This window comes from Paenibacillus sp. PvP094, from assembly GCF_040546835.1.
Classification (GTDB): Bacteria; Bacillota; Bacilli; order Paenibacillales; family Paenibacillaceae; genus Paenibacillus; species Paenibacillus illinoisensis.
The window spans coordinates 202,898-224,790 of the sequence record NZ_JBEPOM010000001.1; the positions used below are offsets into that span (position 1 = coordinate 202,898).

The 21,893-nt window shown below is 50.5% G+C and carries 20 protein-coding genes; 4 read left to right on the forward strand and 16 right to left on the reverse strand.

The window, feature by feature from the left end; genetic code table 11:
• Positions 1–72: 72 nt before the first annotated feature.
• From ABIC22_RS01005 to ABIC22_RS01055, 11 genes are all read right to left on the reverse strand, one after another.
• Entirely contained in the window at positions 73–1,389 is a 1,317-nt protein-coding gene (locus ABIC22_RS01005) for a F390 synthetase-related protein (protein ID WP_354477272.1), read from the reverse strand.
• Entirely contained in the window at positions 1,386–2,246 is an 861-nt protein-coding gene (locus ABIC22_RS01010) for an MBL fold metallo-hydrolase (RefSeq protein WP_354477275.1), read from the reverse strand. Before ABIC22_RS01010 ends, ABIC22_RS01005 begins: the two co-directional genes overlap by 4 nt.
• A complete protein-coding gene (locus ABIC22_RS01015; RefSeq protein WP_354477278.1) occupies positions 2,240–3,235 on the reverse strand; it encodes an NAD-dependent epimerase/dehydratase family protein in 996 nt (331 codons plus the stop codon). Before ABIC22_RS01015 ends, ABIC22_RS01010 begins: the two co-directional genes overlap by 7 nt.
• Entirely contained in the window at positions 3,232–4,452 is a 1,221-nt protein-coding gene (locus ABIC22_RS01020) for an ATP-grasp domain-containing protein (protein ID WP_354477281.1), read from the reverse strand. The genes ABIC22_RS01015 and ABIC22_RS01020 overlap by 4 nt, the downstream gene beginning before the upstream one ends.
• Positions 4,442–5,443, reverse strand: coding sequence for a beta-ketoacyl-ACP synthase III (locus ABIC22_RS01025; RefSeq protein ID WP_127539312.1), 1,002 nt, complete (start codon positions 5,441–5,443; stop codon positions 4,442–4,444). The genes ABIC22_RS01020 and ABIC22_RS01025 overlap by 11 nt, the downstream gene beginning before the upstream one ends.
• A gap of 168 nt (positions 5,444–5,611) precedes the next feature.
• Positions 5,612–6,493, reverse strand: a complete 882-nt coding sequence (locus ABIC22_RS01030; protein WP_354477285.1) for a TIGR01777 family oxidoreductase — start codon at positions 6,491–6,493, stop codon at positions 5,612–5,614.
• Between the two features lie 79 nt (positions 6,494–6,572).
• Entirely contained in the window at positions 6,573–7,094 is a 522-nt protein-coding gene (locus ABIC22_RS01035) for a hypothetical protein (RefSeq protein ID WP_127539310.1), read from the reverse strand.
• 187 nt (positions 7,095–7,281) lie between these two features.
• The gene (locus ABIC22_RS01040) at positions 7,282–8,013 is read right to left on the reverse strand and encodes a YdcF family protein (protein WP_354477288.1); all 732 of its coding nucleotides are present in this window, start codon (positions 8,011–8,013) and stop codon (positions 7,282–7,284) included.
• Positions 8,014–8,193: 180 nt separating this feature from the next.
• Positions 8,194–8,745 carry a nucleotidyltransferase family protein gene (locus tag ABIC22_RS01045; protein WP_318284084.1) on the reverse strand — a complete coding sequence of 184 codons (552 nt, stop codon included), beginning with the start codon at positions 8,743–8,745 and terminating at the stop codon, positions 8,194–8,196.
• A 262-nt stretch (positions 8,746–9,007) separates the two neighbouring features.
• On the reverse strand, positions 9,008–9,865 hold the full coding sequence (locus tag ABIC22_RS01050; protein WP_354477291.1) for a DMT family transporter: 858 nt from the start codon (positions 9,863–9,865) through the stop codon (positions 9,008–9,010).
• 41 nt (positions 9,866–9,906) lie between these two features.
• Complete coding sequence (locus ABIC22_RS01055) at positions 9,907–10,872, reverse strand: metallophosphoesterase family protein (protein WP_354477293.1); 966 nt, start codon at positions 10,870–10,872, stop codon at positions 9,907–9,909.
• Between the two features lie 210 nt (positions 10,873–11,082).
• Here ABIC22_RS01055 and ABIC22_RS01060 point away from each other — a divergent pair, with 210 nt between their 5' ends.
• From ABIC22_RS01060 to ABIC22_RS01075, 4 genes are all read left to right on the forward strand, one after another.
• Positions 11,083–11,853, forward strand: a complete 771-nt coding sequence (locus ABIC22_RS01060; protein WP_354477296.1) for a DeoR/GlpR family DNA-binding transcription regulator — start codon at positions 11,083–11,085, stop codon at positions 11,851–11,853.
• 73 nt (positions 11,854–11,926) lie between these two features.
• A complete protein-coding gene (locus ABIC22_RS01065; RefSeq protein ID WP_251642305.1) occupies positions 11,927–12,472 on the forward strand; it encodes a TetR/AcrR family transcriptional regulator in 546 nt (181 codons plus the stop codon).
• Positions 12,473–12,543: 71 nt separating this feature from the next.
• Positions 12,544–13,662, forward strand: a complete 1,119-nt coding sequence (locus tag ABIC22_RS01070) for an MFS transporter (protein WP_354477299.1) — start codon at positions 12,544–12,546, stop codon at positions 13,660–13,662.
• A gap of 5 nt (positions 13,663–13,667) precedes the next feature.
• A complete protein-coding gene (locus tag ABIC22_RS01075) occupies positions 13,668–13,865 on the forward strand; it encodes a hypothetical protein (protein ID WP_354477302.1) in 198 nt (65 codons plus the stop codon).
• Position 13,866: 1 nt separating this feature from the next.
• Here the strand turns inward: ABIC22_RS01075 and ABIC22_RS01080 are convergent, their stop codons facing one another.
• The 5 genes from ABIC22_RS01080 to ABIC22_RS01100 all read right to left on the reverse strand — a co-directional run bounded on the left by ABIC22_RS01080 (position 13,867) and on the right by ABIC22_RS01100 (position 21,887).
• Complete coding sequence (locus ABIC22_RS01080; RefSeq protein WP_354485805.1) at positions 13,867–15,756, reverse strand: rhamnogalacturonan lyase family protein; 1,890 nt, start codon at positions 15,754–15,756, stop codon at positions 13,867–13,869.
• Between the two features lie 235 nt (positions 15,757–15,991).
• On the reverse strand, positions 15,992–17,509 hold the full coding sequence (locus ABIC22_RS01085; protein ID WP_354477305.1) for a sulfatase family protein: 1,518 nt from the start codon (positions 17,507–17,509) through the stop codon (positions 15,992–15,994).
• A gap of 30 nt (positions 17,510–17,539) precedes the next feature.
• Positions 17,540–19,945 (reverse strand): AraC family transcriptional regulator, encoded by a 2,406-nt coding sequence (locus ABIC22_RS01090; RefSeq protein ID WP_354477307.1) that lies wholly within the window; start codon positions 19,943–19,945, stop codon positions 17,540–17,542.
• Positions 19,946–19,988: 43 nt separating this feature from the next.
• A complete protein-coding gene (locus tag ABIC22_RS01095; RefSeq protein ID WP_154895837.1) occupies positions 19,989–20,861 on the reverse strand; it encodes a carbohydrate ABC transporter permease in 873 nt (290 codons plus the stop codon).
• Positions 20,862–20,915: 54 nt separating this feature from the next.
• On the reverse strand, positions 20,916–21,887 hold the full coding sequence (locus tag ABIC22_RS01100; protein WP_354477310.1) for an ABC transporter permease: 972 nt from the start codon (positions 21,885–21,887) through the stop codon (positions 20,916–20,918).
• Between the last annotated feature and the right edge of the window lie 6 nt (positions 21,888–21,893).

A 21,893-nucleotide genomic window follows, 5' to 3' on the forward strand; every position in this document is an offset into this window, starting at 1 on the left:
AATTGATTAGCTTCTCCCTTTCTATCATCACATGATTGAACACAGCAATATCGTCTTCGCTTAAGCACAAGTTCAACCACGTTGTCTCTCCACTCTGCGCAGCTTGGTCATTCCCGGTTCGAATGTATAGGGAACATAATCCGTCTGTGGCACAGTACACTCAAGCCGCTCCCCCAGTTTCAGCAGTTGACGCTGCACCTCGCTCTTCACCCACTCGAGATCATCACTATCCCCCCCAAGTCGAAGAGCGATTTCCAGTGATCCGTCCCTAAGCTGAACGACCCGGTAGTGCTCCAGATCCGAAGAAGTGGCAATGACCGCACGGGTGATAAAGTCCGGAAATACAGGTACCTCCTCGCCGGTATGTCGATGTGAAAAATAAAGCGTATCATCACAGCGGCCTTCGATCCGCTCAATGGCGGTAAAGGGAGAGCCGCATTCACATGGGGCGGCTGCCTCGGTTAGAATGTCATTCAGCCGATACCGGATTATCGGCTGTGATGTCCTGGAGAAATCCGTAATAATGGGAACAAATCGCCGGGAAGCACGATCAATAAACTCTTTTTCAATATGGACAATATCTTCATTCAAATGCAATGTGCCAAGACGGCAGGTCGCTCCCAGGAATCCCTCTGTGCACTGGTAGACTTGATGGATCGTTTGACCAAAGACGCGCTCCAGCACCTTGCGATCGAGCGGATCCAACACTTCGGCCACAGAGATGATTTTCTCGGGTGTCACGGTCAGTGAAGCCGCTTGATATGCATCGGCCAGCATTCTAAGCATCGATGGAGGAGCTACCCACACGGTGGGACGATACTCTTCCATACGCTCGACCAAGGTATGCACGGGTTCCAGCAGATCAAAATATTGAAATTGCAGCTTTCCCCGCTGCACCGATTCATACAGATTACTGTTAGCCCGTAGGAAAAAGGCAATCTTGGCAGGCTTCCACAGCCCACCAGGCAGCAGTTTGGCCAGCACTGTCCCCGTCCAGGCGTCCTGCTCCCGCTCACTCACAAGAAATAATCCCCGGTTCCCCGATGTCCCGGAGGAAAGACCAACCGTAACGCCTTGAACAGACGGCTTAAAATCACGTGTGTCCTCACTTTCTCCGGCAAGGGTCATGGCTTCGTTCTTCGAAATCCCGACCGTGTTGAGCTGGTCGAAATGCTGCATCATGATCTTTTTATCGATTATCGGAAAGCTCCTCCAGGCGGATGCTTCAGCATCTCCCCACCACTCTCGGTAAAACGGAGACTGTACACGAATTCGCCCGATATGCCGAAGGATCTGACGTTCCTGCCAGTGTTCAAGCTCCTTACGTGATTTCCATTTTCGCAGTCCACGTGCCAATGCATAATGATAAACAATTCGCATGGTACTCATATGTAATTCCCTCCCGTCCCCCACGCATTCAGCGCTTCCAGACAGTGGCTGGGTACAATCCGAATCTCGGGAAACTGCTGATGCAGCCGCACGAGTTTGTCAAAATTCATTCTGTATTCGGATCGATCCGACATGATGATGCCTGCGAGCACATGCGGTCTGCGTTGTTCACGGAAGGCCCGGCTGGACCACACCGCATCCGCGCACAGGAAGTATTCCTGTTCCCCCGTGCTGAGCAGGATGCCCATCATGCCTTCTGCGTGACCGGATACCTCTACACCAAGCAGGCTGCCATCACCGAAAAGATCGTATACCTCAGAAAAAGGGAAGTCGTCTCCCGCCTTCGTCCATCGCTCTGATTGTCTCATCACGGGCAAAGAACGGTCTGCAAAATCTCCCGGCAAAAGTCCGGATAAGAACCCGGATTTCACTGCAGCAACCGGGCCGAGTGATCGCACGGCCTCATACGCTTGGGGCAGATAGATGAACTGTGCCTCCGGGAAGTCACGCACCCCCGCGATATGGTCACCATGAAAATGGGAGAGAATAATGTAACGAATATCCGACGCTTTTAACCCTAACCGAGCAAGGAATTGTACCGCACTGTCCTCTTCACGATACAACACAGGCGTAATATGGCGATACAGCGCATTGGGCAGATGTGCCGTCTCCTTGAAGAAACGGGAGCTGTATCCCGTGTCCAGCAGCATCGGACCATGCACGGGATGAATAATACAGGCAAAGCCCGCAGGAAAGGGCACTGGCCGTAAACTTCCGCCCCGAATGGTCAGAAACTCCGGGTGGGTACAGAAGCCTGCAGCCCCTAGATGAAGTTCTACCTTCGTTGTTGTCAGCATGATTCTGCCCTCCACCAATCTGCAAACTGCTGCAGGCCTTCTTCAATGGTTACTCGCGGTGTATATCCTATCCGCTCTCGGGCGTCATGAATATTCAGCGTTTGCGGAATGGCTAACGAACCCACGGTGTATCTGGTTAGCTGCGGTTCGCCTAGCATAGGCAGGAGACGATGCACACTCTCCAGCAGCGATGCTGCTCCATAAGCTGCCCTGTAGGGAATATTTCGGGGATGCAGCGGCATACCCAGTAATTCAAACAGATGACTCACCAGTTCGTGGAACGGCCTTGGGTCGCCATTGGTGATATTGTATGCCCTCCCCAGCGCTTCAGATGGCGCACTCCAGCATAACAGCAGCGCATCCACGACATTATCCACACAGGTGAGATCAATGACAGCCTGACCGCCCCCAATCATGGGCACACCTGATTTTCGGTTAGCTGCGACGATTCTGGGGAAAAGCGTCTGATCATACGGACCGAAGATGGCTCTCGGGCGAATCATGATGGAAGGAAGTCCGTTTGCATGGGCCCCAAGCACCACTTGCTCCGCCATTCTTTTGGTCGCTGCATAATGATTCGCTGGTTTGGCTGGCATGGGATCATCCTCATGAATGTCATATCGGGGTATATAATTAAAATACACGCTGGGCGTTGATACGTGAATGAATCGCTGTACACCCGCTCTCCTGCAACCATCGACCAAATGCTGCGTCGCTTCCACATTGCTGCTGTAAAAGTCCTGGTATTTGCCCCAAGGCGAAGATAGTGCCGCACAGTGAAAGACGGCATCCTGATTGGTACATGCCTCAGCTGCTACTGACTTGTCACGCAGGTCACCTTGATAAAATTGAATTCCTTCGGCTTCCAGCTGAATACCGTATTCTTTTTTTCGGCCCATCCCCGTCACTCTCCAGCCCTGCTCTGCGAGCCTTAGCGCCAGATGTCTGCCCAAACAACCTGTAGCTCCTGTAACCAATGCTCTATTCATGGTTGTTCACCGTTCCATTCTATGTCGTGAGTCAATGCTTCAGTCAGAGATAGCTTGTACTTGCGTGCAAGACGCCAGGCGGACAGCACCACGGCCGCTTGTTCCAGCATGGGGCGTCTATCATTCTGCAGGTGTACGACATCTCTTGTACCTCGCCAGGCTGCCATCCATGCTCGCCACTGATCCGGTCGTCCAATCTGCTGCAATCCGCTGCCCAGCATCGGCAGCATGAGCATGGCCCTGCTGTGCTGCTTGGGCGTCATCAGGATACCTTCCTTCACCAGCGACTCAGGCGTAGTGATGGCACGCACCAATTCATCCCCCGGGTAGAAGAGATGGATTCCACTTGTAGCCCTGGGATTACACTCAATTGCAACCACCCGCCCCTCGGATCCTTCAATAAAATCAAACCCAATCTGACCGCTAAATCCGGTAGCCTCTACAAATTGCTGAACCCACTCATATGTACCCTCGTGTTCCACGTGTTCGAAATAGACACTGGCCCCCACGCTGCCTGTGCGATAGCGGCTGTCATACGTGGTATGGGCCACCATGTTCCCTTCATGCACAACACTATATGTGCACAATGCTCGCCCAGAAACGTAAGCCTGTGCTACCCAAGGGAGGGCTGATGATATTTCTGCCTCACTCGGTGGCAAGTTTCGTGAGCCCGGCATGCGAACTCTGGCGGCAAATCGGGAATATACCGGCTTCCATACCCACTTCCCCTCCGTTTCCAGAACAGATTGGGTTTGAATCCATTCTTCCCGGCTGCGAACCAGACGCGTATCCGGTACAGCAAGGCCCATGGATTGCGCAAGCTGGATAAAATGAAACTTGTGATGCAGCTTATGCAGCTGCTCCAGTGGAGAAACAAGAACATGGCAATAAGGACGCAATCTCACTGCTCCCTGCGCAATGTAGAACACTTCTTCACACATCGGAAGTAGCAGGTCGATCTGCGATGCTCGAATGATCCGTTCGAGCTCAGACAGATATGCCGCTGTTTCATGACGCGGGGATGGTACAACAAAGCATTGCTCCACTGCACCGGACAATCTGCATAGATGACGTGATGCACTCTCCGCAACATACACACGGTAACCTGCGCGCCGGAGCATGCGTGCCAGATCTAGTGTAACGGGAGCACGCCCCCCAGTGAGTAATACACTTCGGATTGCAGCAGCATCATCGGATTCTCTGAATCTAGTAATCAAAAATAAGTCCTCCCAATGACAATCCAGCGGCCGTTCCAATGAAGAGCACCCGATCACCTCGCCGGATACGCTGCTGCTTGATCGCCTCATGCAGTCCCATGGGAATGGATGCGGCAATGGTATTCCCATGGTTTCGTGTAATGTCCATAAAGCGGTCTTCGGGAATATTTAATTTTTTGCGAATCAATCTCATGGCCATGGCACTGCCCTGATGCGGAATGACCAGCTTAAAATCTTCCATCCGGTTTCCGGAGGTCTTCAGCATATCGTCCATGAATCCGGGAAGAAGCCTGGAAGCCATCCGGAAGATCGCCTGCCCATCCATATGAAAAAGGTAAGGCTCCGGCTGATCGGCCATATAATTCGAGGCATGCAGCCGTGTTCCCCCACCCGCTATTTCCGAGAATCTCGCCCCTCGGCTGTACGTCTTCAGGGAAGCATGCACAATCCGGGAAGATTGCCCTTCTTCGGAACGTTCGATAATGACCGCAGCGGCTCCATCGCCAAAGAGGGCCGCACTCTCCTTATCCGACCAATTCAAACCTGCAGAAGCGATCTCCGTTGCTACGAGCAGTACCCGGCGATAACGACCCGCATCCACCATATAGGACATAACGTCCAGACCGTTTAGAAAACTTAGACAGGTTGCATCCATATCAAATGCCGGTATACCTGATTCCTGCTCTCCCATGGCCAGTTGAATGAATACTGCAGTGCTTGGCAAAGGCTGCTCCTTCGTACCGCTGGTGCACACCAGACAGTCGATATCGGCAAATTGCAGTCCTGCGTCGGCAAGCGCAGCTTCTGCAGCTCTCGCCCCCATGAACGAAGATGTTTCCTGACCGGAAGCATAATGGCGAACACCTACGCCTGTGGCTTTGGAGACCCAGCCTGCCGGCACATTCAAGCGGATATCCAGCTGCTCGTCCGTTACTTTCCGCTCCGGCAGATACTTGCCCGTTCCGGCAATTCTCACTCTTCTAAGTTGCATTTCCCCAACCTCTTTCTGTTTCATCTGACTGATCAAATGACTTTTACACTGCACCAGAGATCCCGAAACGTCAGCGGACCCGAATCTCCAGAACATACAGCAGAAGGGCAGATCATCTGCCCTTCCGAATGAAACATTGTATTCAATATGGTTATTCAGTAATTCAAACTATTTCAGGATCTCATCAAGTGCGGTATCGAGTGTATCATATATAAACGTGAACCCTTCCTGCTCCATCCGCTCTGGGATAACCCAGCGGCTTTTGAGGACCAGCTCCGTTTCGGTCCGAATGAATCGCGCTCCCACTTCAAGCATCCAGCGAGGGGAAGGAAGACCCATGCGGACGCCCATATGACGTCTCAGGCTCTCCATCAGTTGGCGATTGGTAACCGGATGCGGAGACGAAGCATTAAACACCCCTTCAAGTGCTGGGTGCTGCTGAAGATAAAGAACCATGCGAAACAAATCTTCAATATGAATCCAGCTGAACTGCTGTGTTCCGGGTCCCTGTGACCCGCCCAAGCCAAAACGCACCAGATTCGTGAGCGGCTCCATGACGCCGCCTTTGCCCAGCACAATCGCAATTCGCAAGGCAATCTGGCGGGTAGAAGGCAGACTGAATTCGAAGAAGGCCTGTTCCCACGCCTTGGCAACATCCACCGAGAATCCGGAGCCAATCTCACCTTCTTTTTCTGTCATGGGGCGGTCCTCTGCATGTCTGTAAATCGTGGCCGTACTTGAATTGATCCATAGTTCAGGCGGATGGGCACATTCAAGGATAGACTCGCCAAGAATACGTGTCGTGCTGGTCCTGGATTCTAGGATAATCCTGCGATTCTCGTCGGTGTAACGACAGTTTACAGATTTTCCGGCCAGATTAATCAACATTTCGGCACCTTCGAGTGCTTGCCTGATACCATCGGAGTCCTCCCAGGCAATATGACCTGGCTGACGTGAGATGATGAGCACCTCATATCCAAGTTTCTTGAACCTTTGTGCAAAATCCTGACCGACAAATCCCGTACCTCCGGCCAATATAACCTTTTTCACGTGATCCCCTCATTTCCATAAGCGATAAGACAATCCCTCATATATGGATAAACACGGTTACTGCACGTTTCGTTCGATGTTATCTGGCACCCATGGCTGCATACAGCCGATCCCGCTCTTGAATAGCCCAGGTGTTTGACGGATTCTGCTCCAGCTGATAACGGAGTTCATCATAGAAATCATGAATCATGAATCCTTCAGGCAGTGTCCCAAGCATGCTTGCAAAATCATACTCCGGCAGGGCCCTCTGTCCTTCCCCAACCTGCTTCAGCCAGGTCATCCACGAGACAAGATCAAGCACTTCTTCCTGCCACAGTTCTGCCTGTAATCCCAGGGCATCCTGAAGCTGCTCATAGGCAGCCGGATCAGGGAACTGGCGACAGGCCTTAACAGCCAGATCATACAGTTCCATTAGAGCAGGCCGAACTTCATGCTCGACTTCCATGTCCAAGCCTTCCGTGAAATCCTCAACCCGGATGCTTGAGCCGTCATCATATAATAATGGTGCTTGTGCAAGCAGACGTACAATTTCTTCCATGTCGTTCGTTGAAATCTTCTTTTGCTCATAGAGAGCTGGTAACATATAAGTGGTAATCGTCATTCACTCCTACATCGTTCTTCTATTAATGACGTATATTATAACATGATTTGGCTGAGTATCCTTGAATTCACTTGAACAACGACAAAAAGCAGTCAAGTCAGAATCCATTCTGCTCAACTGCTTTTTGCACATGTTCTGAGATTCAGAACCTCGTGAAACTTTTAAATGTGAATAGAGAAGATTAACTCTACATAAAAGCCTTGACCACCGCAAAATACTCACGGATCATGTTGATCGGTTTCAGGTATCCCGGAGACGGGGCCGAAATGCCGTATTCGGCAGCGTAGCCATTTTGGGCAGCCAAGTACTTGGAACGGAACATATGGTAGTCACTGGTGACAATCATGATCTCGGGGTGCTCCAGCCCCGCTTCGTCAATAATTCTTTTGGAAAAGGCCATATTCTCCTGCGTGCTGGTTGACTTGTCTTCCATAATAACCTGGGCTGGCGTGATCCCCTGTTCCACAAGATAGTTTTTCATGGCGAGTGCTTCTGGGATCGACTCCCCTGGCCCCTGTCCTCCGGATACAATGACCGGCGTCTGCGGATGGTTGCGGATATAGTCCAGACTGGCATCCAGCCGCTGCTTCAGCGTCAGTGATAACTCTGTGCCTTTGATGCCTGACCCCAGAATAATGACATAATCCGCCTGCTCCGGATCATTCGCATTCAGCTGTGTAAATACCAGTGCTTCAATAATGACAAAGGAAACCGCGCCAATACCGAATACCGTTAACAAAATGCGCTTAAGCACCACGTGCTTCTGGTAGTCAATCCGTCGAAGTACGATAAAAGCCACCGTAAGCAGTCCAAACAACATCACCGCGAAATTTCGGCCCCAGAATATCAGAAAAACGATAAAACAGGCTACCAGAACAAGATCAATGATCAGGCCTTTATCTTGAATAAACTTTTTCATTAACCGGGTAACACTCCTTCTTAAACCTGCACCGCTCGCTATCTACGGATCCCATAACCAGGCTGTTGTATGCCAAATAAACAAATGATATGAATGTTTGTTACGACCCAAATCTGCTACCAAGCTCCATGGATTGTATGTTAGCAGTTTCGCTGAAAGGTCCATTACGACCTCTGAAACTCATCCCTTCACAATTGTTAGCTTCGGCCATTGCTCCTGCCAGCGCTTCTTCTCTACACGCCGATTGTACTCCATGACATTCTCGTATAATGGACTGCGGCGAACAGTTAACGCATACAGGTCATCTAATCCATGCGGGGCACAGAACCCAATCTGGTCCTGTTCATCCAGCTGAACGCCTATGGCGGTTACGATCTCAGGCCAGTATCGCAGGGCATCTTCTGTAGACTGATAGGGCACTGTGCCATTGCGCAGATGCATTCTCGCCTGGTTTTTCACGGACCACTTGGGATTGCCTGTCGCCTCCCGCAGCTGCAGCTCCAGTTGTACATCGCGCCCTTCATTCAGGTCTTCGGGATCGAAGTATACCACATCAATATCGCTGTGCAGTTCGCGCCGAGTATATCCATGGAGAAGATCCCAAATGTAATTACGAATATACCCCGCACCGATGTAACACTGAGGCAGCTCCAGGCTCCGAACCTGCCGCAAATCATGCATTAATTTCTCATGTGCCTTAATGGACTGGATGAATCTCTCCTCAAGCAGCACCTGATCCTCTCCTTACTTCTTTGCTCTTTAGGTCCTATTCTATGACTCTACCTCTTTGAACTCGTCTGACTCCAATATACCATGCTTAAGTACCTTCGATAAAATAGACAAATCCCCTCAGTCCATACCTGGAAGATCATCTTGGACAGATGCTCCTTAAGGTATGTCTCCACTGAGGGGATTTGAAAGATTTATTTGGAAGCTTCAGAAGCGCGGAACAGCAGCAAGGACATACACCATGTATCCATGATCTGGAATTGGATCATCCCCACATGCCGATCAGTAGGATTCCACCAAAAATGACGATGGAGCAGAGAATCCGCTTTTTCCCCTGCTGCTCTTTTAACAATAAAATGCCGAGGAACGCCGCAAATACCGTTCCCACTTCACGCAAAGGGCCCAATCTCGCCATGGGAGCCTGCTCTAGAGCAAACAGGAATAACAGGTACGAACCTGGGTTCAATAGTGCCCCAAGCATAATGGTGGATCGGTTCACTTTCCATTCCTGGCGTAATTGCCGGGAAGCCAGAAGAGCCGGTGTCAGTCCCGCAACAAATCCGATGTTCGTCACCTCAAGCAGCGACAAGGGCGAGATATGCTGCAGGTTCAATTTGTCCACAAATACATAACTGGTCGTGCATAGTCCCACACATAGAGCCATAAGGACCGGCTTCAATCCCTGTTTCCGTGATCCCTGCTTGACATCTTTGCCTCCTACCCCGCTAAGTACCAGAAATCCACCGAGCATGCAGGCAATCCCGATCCATCCGAATGAAGACAAGGTTTCTCCGAGGAAAAAGACACCGATCAGAGGCACCAGCAAGGTACTCGTTCCCCGCATAATCGGATAAATCTGAGACAAGTCTCCAAGCTCGTAGGTTTGAGATAACAGCCAGGAATATAAGGCCTGCAGAGCCATCGACAAAACCAACAGGGCATAAGCCGGCATGGTTAAGGGTTCACGTAGCAATTCCACAATGAGTACAGGCAGCAGGATGACGGTAGGAATCATCATAATGGACCACAGAAACACACTTTTATTCAAACTTCGTTTGGTGAACATGCTCCAGACGGCATGAGCCATTCCGGATGCGAGCACCAGAAATATTGGTAAAATCATACGTTATTAATTCCTCTCTAATCGCCTTGCTCTATTGAACTCTATTTCGCTGAAGTGCTCTCAGGTTGATGTTCCGGCTGTTCCATGACGAGTGATCCATCTTCGAGACGAATCCAGGTATCGAAGCTGCGCTGACCTGCCTGCAGCTGAATGACCCTTCCTCCGCGCAGCATACCTTCTCTTCCATAGGTATTGTGCCCGCTCGAGCGCCCGTAACAGAGACGAATGCCGTGAAGTTCGCCGTGAAAATCATTCACGTGATCATGTCCGCAGAACGTGCCCATCACATCTCCCATCTCCAGCAGCGCCGAGAACAGACCGGAGTTGACTTGTGCAGCACAGACCGGTTCGTGCTTGCTGCCGTAACATGTCTGAGTGTCCCACATCACTTGATATTCCGGAATCGGGATATGGAAAAACGCCAAGGCTGGAAGCTTCTCCCCGCGGCTGCGGCCGGGATTCACGCGTGTGGATTCAGACATCAGCCACTGGATCTGATTGGGCTGAACCCAGCCATAACCGGGGATCTCCGGGAACGACGAATAGCTTCCCGAATCAAGAAAATACAACACGGCTGCCGGAGTGCCATCCGCTCCTGCAATCTCGAGTGTGTAATTGCCAAGCCCTTCAATTTCGCCGGGACCCGGTTCCGTTACCGTATGGTAATGTTCCTGAATGACATCCATCAGACCTGCCGGTGTAATCCGATTTTCGGTATCATGATTACCGTACACAAATGCCCACGGAATCCCACATTCCTCCACAACAGATACGGCTTCGCGGAAGGCCTGTTCTGGATGCTCGCACGCCTTTTTCCCTGGATCAACGGGGCCTGTGTAGATTACATCTCCCGTAAATACGACCAGGTTCGGCTGCTCTGTTTCGATGACCGTTTTCATCAATTGACGGGTACGCAAGTCTTCAGGCCGACCATCTTTCCAATGCAGATCCGTAAACTGAACAATTTTGAACGTTTCATCCGCTTGAAATGCAAGCTGACGTCTCATATTGGTTCCCCCTATTAATTCGTTATGTACATACACCACAGTTTTGTGGTTTTATGTGGTTTCGTGTTGTTTGTTTGATCCGATCTTATCTCCACCGCTTCATCCTGTCAATACATTATTCCTGTCATCCAGCATGCACACTATAGCTAGAAGTATAAAAATTAACGTAGAATAGAAAAAAGTACGAAATGGAAAACGGGAGGGCAAGTTATGTCGTTAACCTATGAAGAACGCAGACAGACCATTCTAGCTCAATTGGCTACCCAGGGAAAAGTTCAGGTGCAGCTGCTGGCTGACCACTTTCAGGTATCAACGGAGACCATCCGGCGCGATTTGGACCGGCTTGAAAAGGAAGGTGAATTGCGTAAAGTCTATGGCGGTGCAGTTCGTGTGCGATCAGGAATGATTGAAGCCTCTTTTCAGAAGCGTTCATTACTGCAATTGACCGAAAAACAACGTATCGGCGCTGCTGCAGCATCCCTGATTGAGGATGGGGAAACCGTTATGCTGGACAACGGGACAACCACGCTGGAAATCATGCGCCAACTGAAAAATCGGTCGCAGATCACGGTTATTACCAACTCTGTGCCCATTCTTGCCTGTGCTCTGGAGAATTTCGCAGGTAAGATCATTTTTGCCGGAGGCGATATCAATCCAGCGGTACAAGCCTCGACAGGTCATCTTGCTCATGAATTGTTGAATCAATTCAAAGTCAATAAAGCCTTCATCTCTGCCGGCGGGATATCGTTAACGGACGGCATCACAGATTATATGCTGGAGGAAGCCCAGATCTCCCGTAAGATGATGGAACGTGCGGAGGAATCCATTCTTGTAGCGGACAACACCAAATTTGGACGCTCCACCTTTGCGCAGATTGCACCCCTGGATAAGATCTCAATGGTTATCACCGACGATGGATGTCCCCCAGAGTGGGTAGACGCGCTGCACGGAATGGAGATTGAAATGGTTCACAGAATTTGACAACCGAATTGGATTGTTATATTTTGGGGTATAATGATCGTTCTATCTGATCCTAAAGGGAGAGATTGCAGCTATGAGCAGCAAAAAGGAAATGCTGTTGAACGTGGCAGAAAATTTATTCTATCAACATGGATTTCACTCCATTGGCCTGAAGCGGATTATCACGGATGCAGATATTGCCATCATGACCTTATATAATCACTTTGATTCCAAGGATGACCTCATCGTGGAAGTTCTTCTTCGGAGAGAACAGCGATATCTGGAACAGCTGAGACAGTATGCAGATAACAAGGCACAGCCCCTGTTTCTGAATCTAGCCGAAGGGCATGCTCGCTGGCTGATGGAGCACGAGTCCCGGGGTTGTATGTTCTTGCGTGCCAAGGAAGAGTTTGGCGGCGATCCAGAACATGTGATTGTTCAAGCCGTGCATGCGCACAAAAAACATGTGATGACCCTGATAAAAAAATTGGATGCGTCCATTACGGATCGGGATATGATCCGATTTTCCCTACTCTTGGAGGGCTCCACCGCGCTCGCTGAGACTCAAGATGTAAGTATTGTCTGCCGGGAACTGCTTGACATGACTCGAAACAGTTTCAAGTTGTCCCACACCGGGTGAGTTATAGTTCAACTCACTTTTTTTATTTCAGCAGAAATATAATGATCGTTCTATCTAAAAAGGCGGTGGATATGTTGAAAAGAATTATTTTTCCCGGGATCGCACTGATTTCGGTATGTTATGCGTTCGGGAGATTCAGTTATGGTCTGTTTATGCCGGAAATTTCGCAATCGCTGCAGTTGGATGATACCCAGTCGGGTGCAATCAATTCAGCTACTTACATTGCCTATTGTCTCTCTTTGATCATTGCACCTTTGATTATTAATCGCATCGGACATTACCAGGTTATTCATATGGCCGGCATAAGCGCCATAATTGGTTTACTTGGCATCGCCCTTTCTCCAAATGCCTTGGTCCTAACCATAGCCGTATTTCTCGCCGGACTGAGTACAGGCCTGGCTTCTCCTGCCTTGGGTAACACCGTCTATGCGGAACTTCAGCCTGAGCAGCAGGCACGTGGTAACAGCTGGATTAACACGGGAACAGGCTTCGGCATTATTGTTTCCGGCCCAATTTATCTATTGTTCAGTGAATACTGGCGCTGGTCCTATATTTTCTTCGCTGTTCTTGGTGTTTTGGTTCTGCTGTGGAACAGACGCGTTCTTTCGCCACGCAAAACCGAACCTTGCACCAAATCACTCTGGGCATGCATGAAACCCACCAGACCTGGTGTAGCTCTGCTTATGGCTTCCCTATTGACAGGCTTTAGTTCTGCGATCTATTGGACGTTCGCGCGAAGCTTCCTGACGGACGAAAAAGGGGCCTCCGATTCGGAAGCCGTATTGTTCTGGATTGTGATGGGGATTTTGGGGATTTTGGGCGGTTGTGCCGGCCGAATTATCGAACGAATCGGAATCGGGCGTTCCTATCATGTCGGTATACTACTACTCGCCATTTCCCTTGGTGTTATTATCCTGCCATCCATGACTGCCAGTCTGACGTCTGCCGTCTTGTTCGGAAGCACCTACATCTTCCTGACCAGCGTGTTTATCGTGTGGGCGACCAGACTATTCCGTCCAAATACGTCAATCGGGATCAGCCTTGCCTTTCTTGCACTGGGTGCGGGACAGTTCTTTGGCTCTTCCATTGCGGGTTACACGATTGATGCATTCTCCAATACGACAGCATTTATGGCGTTTGCCATCTTGGGGCTGTTTGGATTGCTGATTCGGGTCAAAGTAGCAGATTAACGTCTATGCAGCTATACGGTCAACACATTCGCGGCACATCGAAAAACCGATGTGCCCAGTGGATGTATCCAGTGTATTGGGGATTCTCGCTGCCGCTCGATAACGATTGCAGTAGAAGCGATGGCATGCAGCACAGCAACGGGATGATGTGCTTTGGCGAAGCTGATCCTGCATCTGAAACATCTCCTTCCGCAGGATTATAGCCTAGTCCCTGTTGTACACGGCAGGGCGAATATTCGGATACGGAGGTTCTGACATGCCGTCGCCCAGATAATAATCCGTCAGGAGGGATTGCATATATCCTTTTACAGCCAGGCCATTGCGATATGCCGGATTATGCGGCAGCGTGTAGATGCGGACATCCGACGGTATCGTTGTTGTATACAGACGCAGTTCCTTAAAGTCATTTGTTTCATATAGAACCTCTTCTCTCCAGTCTCCAAGCAGATCACCATACAGGACAGGGGCATTTCTGGAATTCACACGAACATCATCCGCAGTAAACAGGCGTGTCGTCCTGTTCTGCTCCCAGTCCCACTTTTCCACAAAGTTCTTATCCAGCAGTTCACCCAGCATATCACCATCCCACCAAATTCTGAAATTGGTTGAAGGCTGAACCGAACTGATCTCTTCGCCGTCCACATTGTAGATATTGCCTGAGCTGGACCACATCTCAAGCCCTCTGTGCCGCGGATCAATATCCGCCAACGTTCCCCGTGCGACGTCCTGTGGGACTTCTCCAGTGCGAATAATCTCGCCCGTCGCGGCATCGGCATAGAACCAGGGGAATTGATTAACGTTCCCGTTCTCGGCCTGCTGGATACCGAATTGTTCCAATCCCGGCCGATTCGGATCGATATCCGTGATATGGAACCGATCACCATGGACTACACCAGACAGACTGTATAACGTTTCCCCGTTATCGTCCAGTGCCCAACCGCCAAATGAAACCTCGTCCTTCCCATCGCCGTCGAGATCCAATATGCGAATCTGGTGGAAAAATTCACCATCTGCTCCTGCATGTCTCCATCGCTCGGTTAAAGCTCCACCTGCATAGTCGTAAGCGGACGTCACATACTGGAAATTGCGGCTGAGCGCACGATTCTTGAGGGCTGTAATCAGGCTGGGATGCTCCCCGTCCAGATAGGCAATGCCGAAGTGGCCGCTGAGTGGACCATCGGCTGCATAATCATTGGCGATGGTTGTGCGGGCTGCCTCTATACCGGTCAGTCCATCCACAACAGACACATATTGCGCACGCTCGGCTGAAGCAGGGATAATCCTCCCATCCGCAAAGGTCACACCTTCAAAGGTACGCAGCAGCACTTCGGCCTTCCCGTCACTATCGAGGTCAAACACGGTAATATTGTCGTTATCCCGCCAACCCCCAAGTCCTGCAACCCCGAATTCGCTGACAGAAGCAGGCGGTGCGTTATAGGTATCAATGGTTGTAACACTGTAGGGACCGAGATCAATCCGCCAGAGGAAGCCTTCAGTCAGGCTGTATGCCTCCACATATTTGTTGCCCCCGTTGACAGGGATCCGGGTCACCACAACTTCGTATTCTCCATCGCCATCCAGATCACCTGGCCAGCCATGCTGCACAAAATAATCGGATGGATTGGACGTTATGTCTTGCAACGGAATGCGGAAGTAATTTCGAATCTCAGGGTCGGCTGCGAGCTCCACTTCGGCAATTTTCCCCTTCAACGTCCCATTCACGTAAGATTTCACAACATACGTATGACTCTGGGTTACATCTACATCCTCATCTGTGTAGTTCGTTCCTTGGGCAAGTGGGTGATCATTCAGCTTGATCTCCTTGGACCCTGTACGGCGATAAATATCAAATGTAACCTGCTGTGGTTCGGTACCTAGCAGACGCCAGCTAAGATATACTTTGTTCTCACCCAGATATACGGCAGTAAGACCTCTTCCCAGATCTTCAACCAGGCGCGGCGCAGACCCTCCTGCAGCATGTGCCCGAGGTATACTGCCTTCTGGTGAAGTTATACCAGACAACACTATCAATCCGCCCAAAAGCCAGGTTAACCATACTCTATTTTTTCTTGCTGCAGTCGTTATGAATTTCATCAACGGTTCCCCTCCATGATTTGGATTAACCTACCACTATGCATATCAAAAAAGGCAAAGCCTGCTATCTCCGCCCCAGAACCAGTCGAATGAGATCGACTGATCTGGTTTAGTGATAATCGCTTTGCCTCCGGTTGCCCGGTCAACAGCTATTTCTATCCAACCTGTTTTTACGTGTACAATGATATGAGTTTTCATTAGGAAATGTCAGTGAGTATTAGAGCAACGATTGCTCTCACGACTCTAACGGCGTGGTTCCTCCACGATCGTAGAAAAATGGACCCTTCGCCCAGCTAACCGCCAGATGCATCAGCAGCTCCGTCTTCAACTGCTCCCTGATGCTGGCATGCTGCTGTTCTTCATACAGATTCGTCCATTCATGCGGATCAGCAGTCAGATGATATAATTCGCCTCTGGTTTCATGCACTCTGGAGGCAGACTCCGCAACAGAACCTTCAATGTACAGAATAAGTTTCCACTCCGCTGTCCGCCACATATAGGCTGGCGCTGAATGGGGCGCCGTTACACCTTTGCCATGAAATTCGCAAAATGTTCCGCGGTGCCGGAGATTGCCCAGCAAATCCACTCCGGGTAACATCGGGTTCGCGTCAAGTCCGGCTGCACGCGTTAACGTCGGTACCAGATCCACCAGCTCCGCGGGCCTCCGGTCCATTGTTCCCCGCTTGTCAGTCGGGATATAGGTACCCGCCAGGATGAGTGGCACTCTTACGCTGCTGTCATACAGATTATATTTGGTGAAGCGGTACTGCCTCTCCCCCAGCATTTCTCCATGATCCGATACAAATACAATCAGTGCATGGTCCAGCCTTCCCTGTTTCTCCAGCTTCTCCAGGGCCTGTCCAAAATAATGGTCCAACCAGGAGCAATTCGCCCAATACCTGAGCGTGGTCCTCCGCCGCTCTTCCGGACTTCGTTTCTCCCATACTCTCTTCTTGTCAAGATACGCCTCACGACTATTCTCGTTCAGATCATCCGAAGCTGCCAGATGCGTAGAAGCTTCATCTTCCCATGGCGGCTGAGGGATGTCCGGAATGTCCTCCAGCTTGTATAGTTCTTCAAACTCCCGAGGTACGTTGAACCCGGCATGCGGCTTCAGGAAGGATAGATAAAAAAACAACGGTCTTTCCGGGTCTATCCCCTCATCCAAAAACTGCAGTGCCTGCTCAGCTACCCACCCGTCTCGATGCTGATTCATGGGAATCTGGCTCGTAAGACCCGTGTAACCGTTGACGTTTTCCTCCCCGCCGCCAAAATCCTTCGTCTCCTGATGATATGCTTCAAGTGCTTCAGGATGAGAATCCCCCATCATCATAGCCCCTTGCTCGTAATGACCACTCTGCCGGGAGAGGCCGATGGCTCTCACTTCGAACCCGCGCGTAGAGGGTTCATCCACGCCTTCGCCATGATTCCAATGGGTTTTCCCGAATCCGGCTGTTTGATACCCTGCACGCTGCATTAATGCTGGCAGCGGCTCGGACGGCAGTTTGTCTTCCTCAAAGAGACCACCGTAATTCGTGCGAACTCCAAGCTGTGATGGATAATATCCCATCATCATCGAACTACGGCTTGGTGCACACATGGGGGATTGGCATACCGCTTCACGGAACGTAATCCCTTCGGAAGCAAGTCGGTCCAGATTCGGCGTATGAATATGTTCGTTAAATGTTCCAATGCAGTCCCATCGCTGTTGATCCGTCATCAGAAAAATAATGTCGGGCTTGGCCTGTGACACGTTACATTCCACTCTCCTTCGTCAGGAAGATTAAACGGAGCAGTTGCCCCGAGTATGCTCACTCTGTTTACGAACGTCCTCCCGATATCGACTGGGCGTCGTTCCCTCGCTTTTCTTGAACAATCGGTTAAAATAACTGGGCTGATAACCAACCTGCTCTGCAACTTCATTGATTTTGACGTCTGTGGATTCGAGCAGTACCTTTGCCCGACCTAGTCTCACCTCTGTCAGATAGTCCACAAAGTTCTGTCCGAATGCCTGTTTGAATGCCCGGCTTAACGTGTAGGAGTGAATTCCGTGAATGTCTGCGAGTTCATCCAGCGATAACGCTTCTGCATACTGTTGTTCGGCATGCTCCTTGATCTGATGCACAGCCATCTGTATCTGCTTCTCCTCCTTGCCGGTGAATTCCTCCACGCATACATGCACGATTCGTTCCTTGAACCATGAGAATAACTCATCCAGGTCACGCAGCTGCAGCACCTCTTCATACAACGCCAAACCGAATAGTTGAACCGGATCTTCGCCTAACTGCAAAAGGGTGTGTTGGATCCGGGCGAGCAGTTGAAGAACTGCCTGTCTGGCCTGATTCTCTGTCGCTTCTACATGGGCGTAGCTGCCAATGAACAATCGAAAGCGCTCCATGGCTGTTCCCTGATCGCCGTTACGTAAGGCCGAGATGATGTCCTGTTCCAATTCAAGCGGATACGTTCCCTGTTCCTTCCGATCCTGTTCTTCCTTTTCATTCATATTGATGATGCCTGCACCTGAAGAAAACTGCCTTTGCCTCAAAACAGCTCTCGATTCTCTGACAAGCTGCGGTATATGAGAGGCATCGGACGTGATCTTGCTGATGGAGATCGTCATACGTGCATCCAATTCAGACTGCACGATCTCCAACCATCGCTGCCCTACTGCAATGAATTGTTCCCGGAATGCAAGAGCCTCCGGTTGGTCATCAGGAGAAATGGCGAGCAGCAGAGCGATCGACATGTCGTGATAATTGAGTATTTCTGTGGGGTAGGGGAAATCTTCGAGCTGCGTTCCCAAAATCTCGGCTGCAGCCAAGCTAATCCATTCTGGTGATTCATTCCGATTGAGGTAGCCGCCCTCTTGAAGGGTAACAGCACTCGGACGTATATGAGCCAGCATAATCATGAACTGCTCGTCGTGGAGATTCCATCCCACTTGGGACAGACGTTCCCGCCATTCACGGTCACTGGGTAACAGCAGATGACCTAGCGTCAGCTGGATCAGCAGACTCTCCCTCGCGAGTGGCAGATGTTCCTCCAGCCGCCGCTGGAGGGATTCACGTTCCCGATTCACGCCAATCCAGTGCTGTTCGATATGCTTGATTTCATCCAGCTGCACGGCCGAGCTAGACGCTGCTGCTCCATTTGGCCATGAAGTCCGAGCAGGAGCAGCAGCCTCTTCGTCCACACCGTTTGCAGTAAATATTCGCAGCAATCTCGTGAATGGCTTGTAGAGCTGTAGCGAACCAATCCATGACAGGAGCAGAGCCAGTAACAACCCACCTCCGTTAATGAGCAGGACGATTCGGGGTACTGACACAATAGGAGCTACAATTTCATTCAACGGAGCCGCAGATACGTAAGTCCAATCTGTACCCAATCTGCGAAAAGTGCCGGACTGAATCGAATAGGTCATACCCTCGTATTCCATCAAGAAGGAGCTGGGCTTCTCTTCAAGCTTGAGCACATGTTCACGGACAGCTTGCTGTAATCCACCCAGATTTTGGTCCTGTGGAAGCAAGGGTACTCCCTGTTCATTCAGCAAAAAGGTCGTCCCGCCCTCATACGGAGACAAGGTCTGCAGCATGCTGCCAAGCTGTTTGTTATCCAAAGTAATGGTTAACGCACCCAGAGCATCATCACTTCCACTCGGAAGCCGGTTCACCATCATCATGGAGGAGCCATCCATGGAACGGGACCAATAGGTGGCTCGCGGCTGTTCAGTCAGGCTGTTGTACGTTTGAATTTCCTTAGGGTCGCTCATAAAATCATACCGCTCTGAATCCATCTTCACCGCTCTGGGTTCTTCAAGATACAGTTGAACCTTGCCAATCAGCGTATTGGAATTCTGGATCATCAGCAGCAATCGATAGAGCTCATGAACCTGCTTGTACTTGTAGACAAAATCAAGCTCCTTCAGACGGTTATCGAACACCGGATCGAAGGCCCACTGTGAGAAAGTCAGTTCAAGCGCATCCAATTGTTCGCCGACCCATGCGGTGCGTTGTTCAAATTGCCGCAAATGCGTTTGCTGCAAAATATGTTCCATTTTGATAGTAATCCATCCATACAGCAGCACTCCCGTAATGACTCCCGGAATGCAGGCGATCAACAGAATCATCATCAGGCTGCGCCTGAAATAACGCCCTTTGGGCATAGGATCTCGTGTACGCTTGAATAACACTCTCTGTACCTCCTTTCCGGGAATACCCGCCTTGAATGCAGATTTATCCTTTCACTGAGCCAACCATGGCTCCTTTCGCAAAATGCTTCTGAATAAATGGGTATACCACCAGCACCGGCATAATGGCTACAATTATGGCGGCCATCTTCAACATCTCTGTCGGTGGTGTCTCTACCTGCTGTCCAGGTGCGACCAAATCAATATTGGACGCGTTCAGCAGCATGTTTTGCAGCAGCACCTGTATAGGCCACTTCGCAGAATCATTCAAATACAATAGTGCCGCGAAAAATTGGTTCCAATATCCTACTGCAAAGAATAAGCCAAATGCCGCAAGTGCAGGCATCGACAAGGGGAGCACAATGGTGTACCAGGTCCGGATCGCACTGCAACCATCGATGGAGGCCGCTTCACTGATCTCCGCAGGCAGGCTGTCGAAGAAATTTTTCATGAGCAGCACCGTCCAGCCATTGGCAAGCGCAGGCAGAATCAATGCCCAGATGTTATTGATTAGCCCGAGCTCCCGGACCAGCAAGTAATTCGGAATAATTCCCGGGCTGAACAAAATGGTCAGTACGATCAGGAACATCAGTACTTTTCGGAAATAAAACCTCTTCTGGGACAAGGCATAGGCCAGGGAAGAGGATACGGCCAGACTGCACACTGTACCTACAGTTGCTAGAAAGGCACTGTTCCCCAGTGAGCGTGCGAAGGCAGGCGTAGACAGCAGATAAGTATAAGCTTCCGCAGACCAGCGCTGCGGGAAGAGTACAATTTTCTTTTGCAGATACTCTCCCGGATCGGTGAACGAAACGACAAAAACATAATACAGCGGAAAAAACATCGCCACCGCCAGCAGCCCAAGAACGATTGCATTCAGAGACTGACCGATCCTCTCACTCCATTTCAAACGATGCATCCCAATACCCTCCTCCCACTAGTTCGTATGGACGCGGAACCGAAGCAGCGGGCATTAGTAGACCCCTTCTTGGCCCATGCGCTTCACCAAACGGTTTGCAATCACTACGAGCACTAGGCCGACCACTGACTTGAAAAGTCCAACCGCTGTACTATAGCTGAAATCTCCCTGTTCAATTCCCGTACGGTATACATAAGTGTCAAACACTTCAGCCACTTCAGATACAGCGCCGTTGTACATCAGGAAGATTTGCTCAAATCCTACCTCCATGATGTCCCCCAGTCTTAAAATGAGAAGCACGACGATGACACTCCGGATGGCAGGGAGCGTAATGTGCCAGATCTGACGCAGCCGTCCCGCCCCATCCATTCGTGCTGCCTCATACAGCTGGGTATCCACACTTGCCATGGCAGCGAGAAACACGATCGTTCCCCAGCCGGCTTCCTTCCACATCGCCTGCAACGTGACCATGATCCAGAAGCTGTCCGGGTTCGTCAGAAAGTCCACCCTAGGCCAGCCCCATAAGGCAAATAGCTCGTTGACCAGTCCCGTCCCCTTGGCGAACAGAAGGAGTGTTAGTCCCGCAATAATGACCCAGGAGAGGAAATGCGGCATATAGATCACCGTCTGAATCAATCGCTTGTACGTCACGTTACGCAGCTCATTGAGCCCCAGCGAGATCAGAATCGGAAATGGAAAAAACAAGATCAGATTCAGCAGGCTGATTGCCAGTGTATTTCGAAACAGCAAGGCAAAGTCTGGATTGGCAAACAAGGTGGTAAAGTGCTGTATCCCAACCCACTCACTGCCCTGAATTCCCCTGAAGGGGGAATAGTCCTGGAACGCAATGACGATGCCCCACATCGGGATATACTTAAAAACGAGAAAGAACAGGATGCCCGGTAGAGCAAGCAAATATAACGATCGATCGCGCCGCAGCGCGGAGAGCCATTTCGTCCGTCTGTTTCTTTTGGATGAAGTCTGCCTTCCCTTGTGTGTGCTAAGGTGCTGCTCGGTTACGCTCATGGGCTG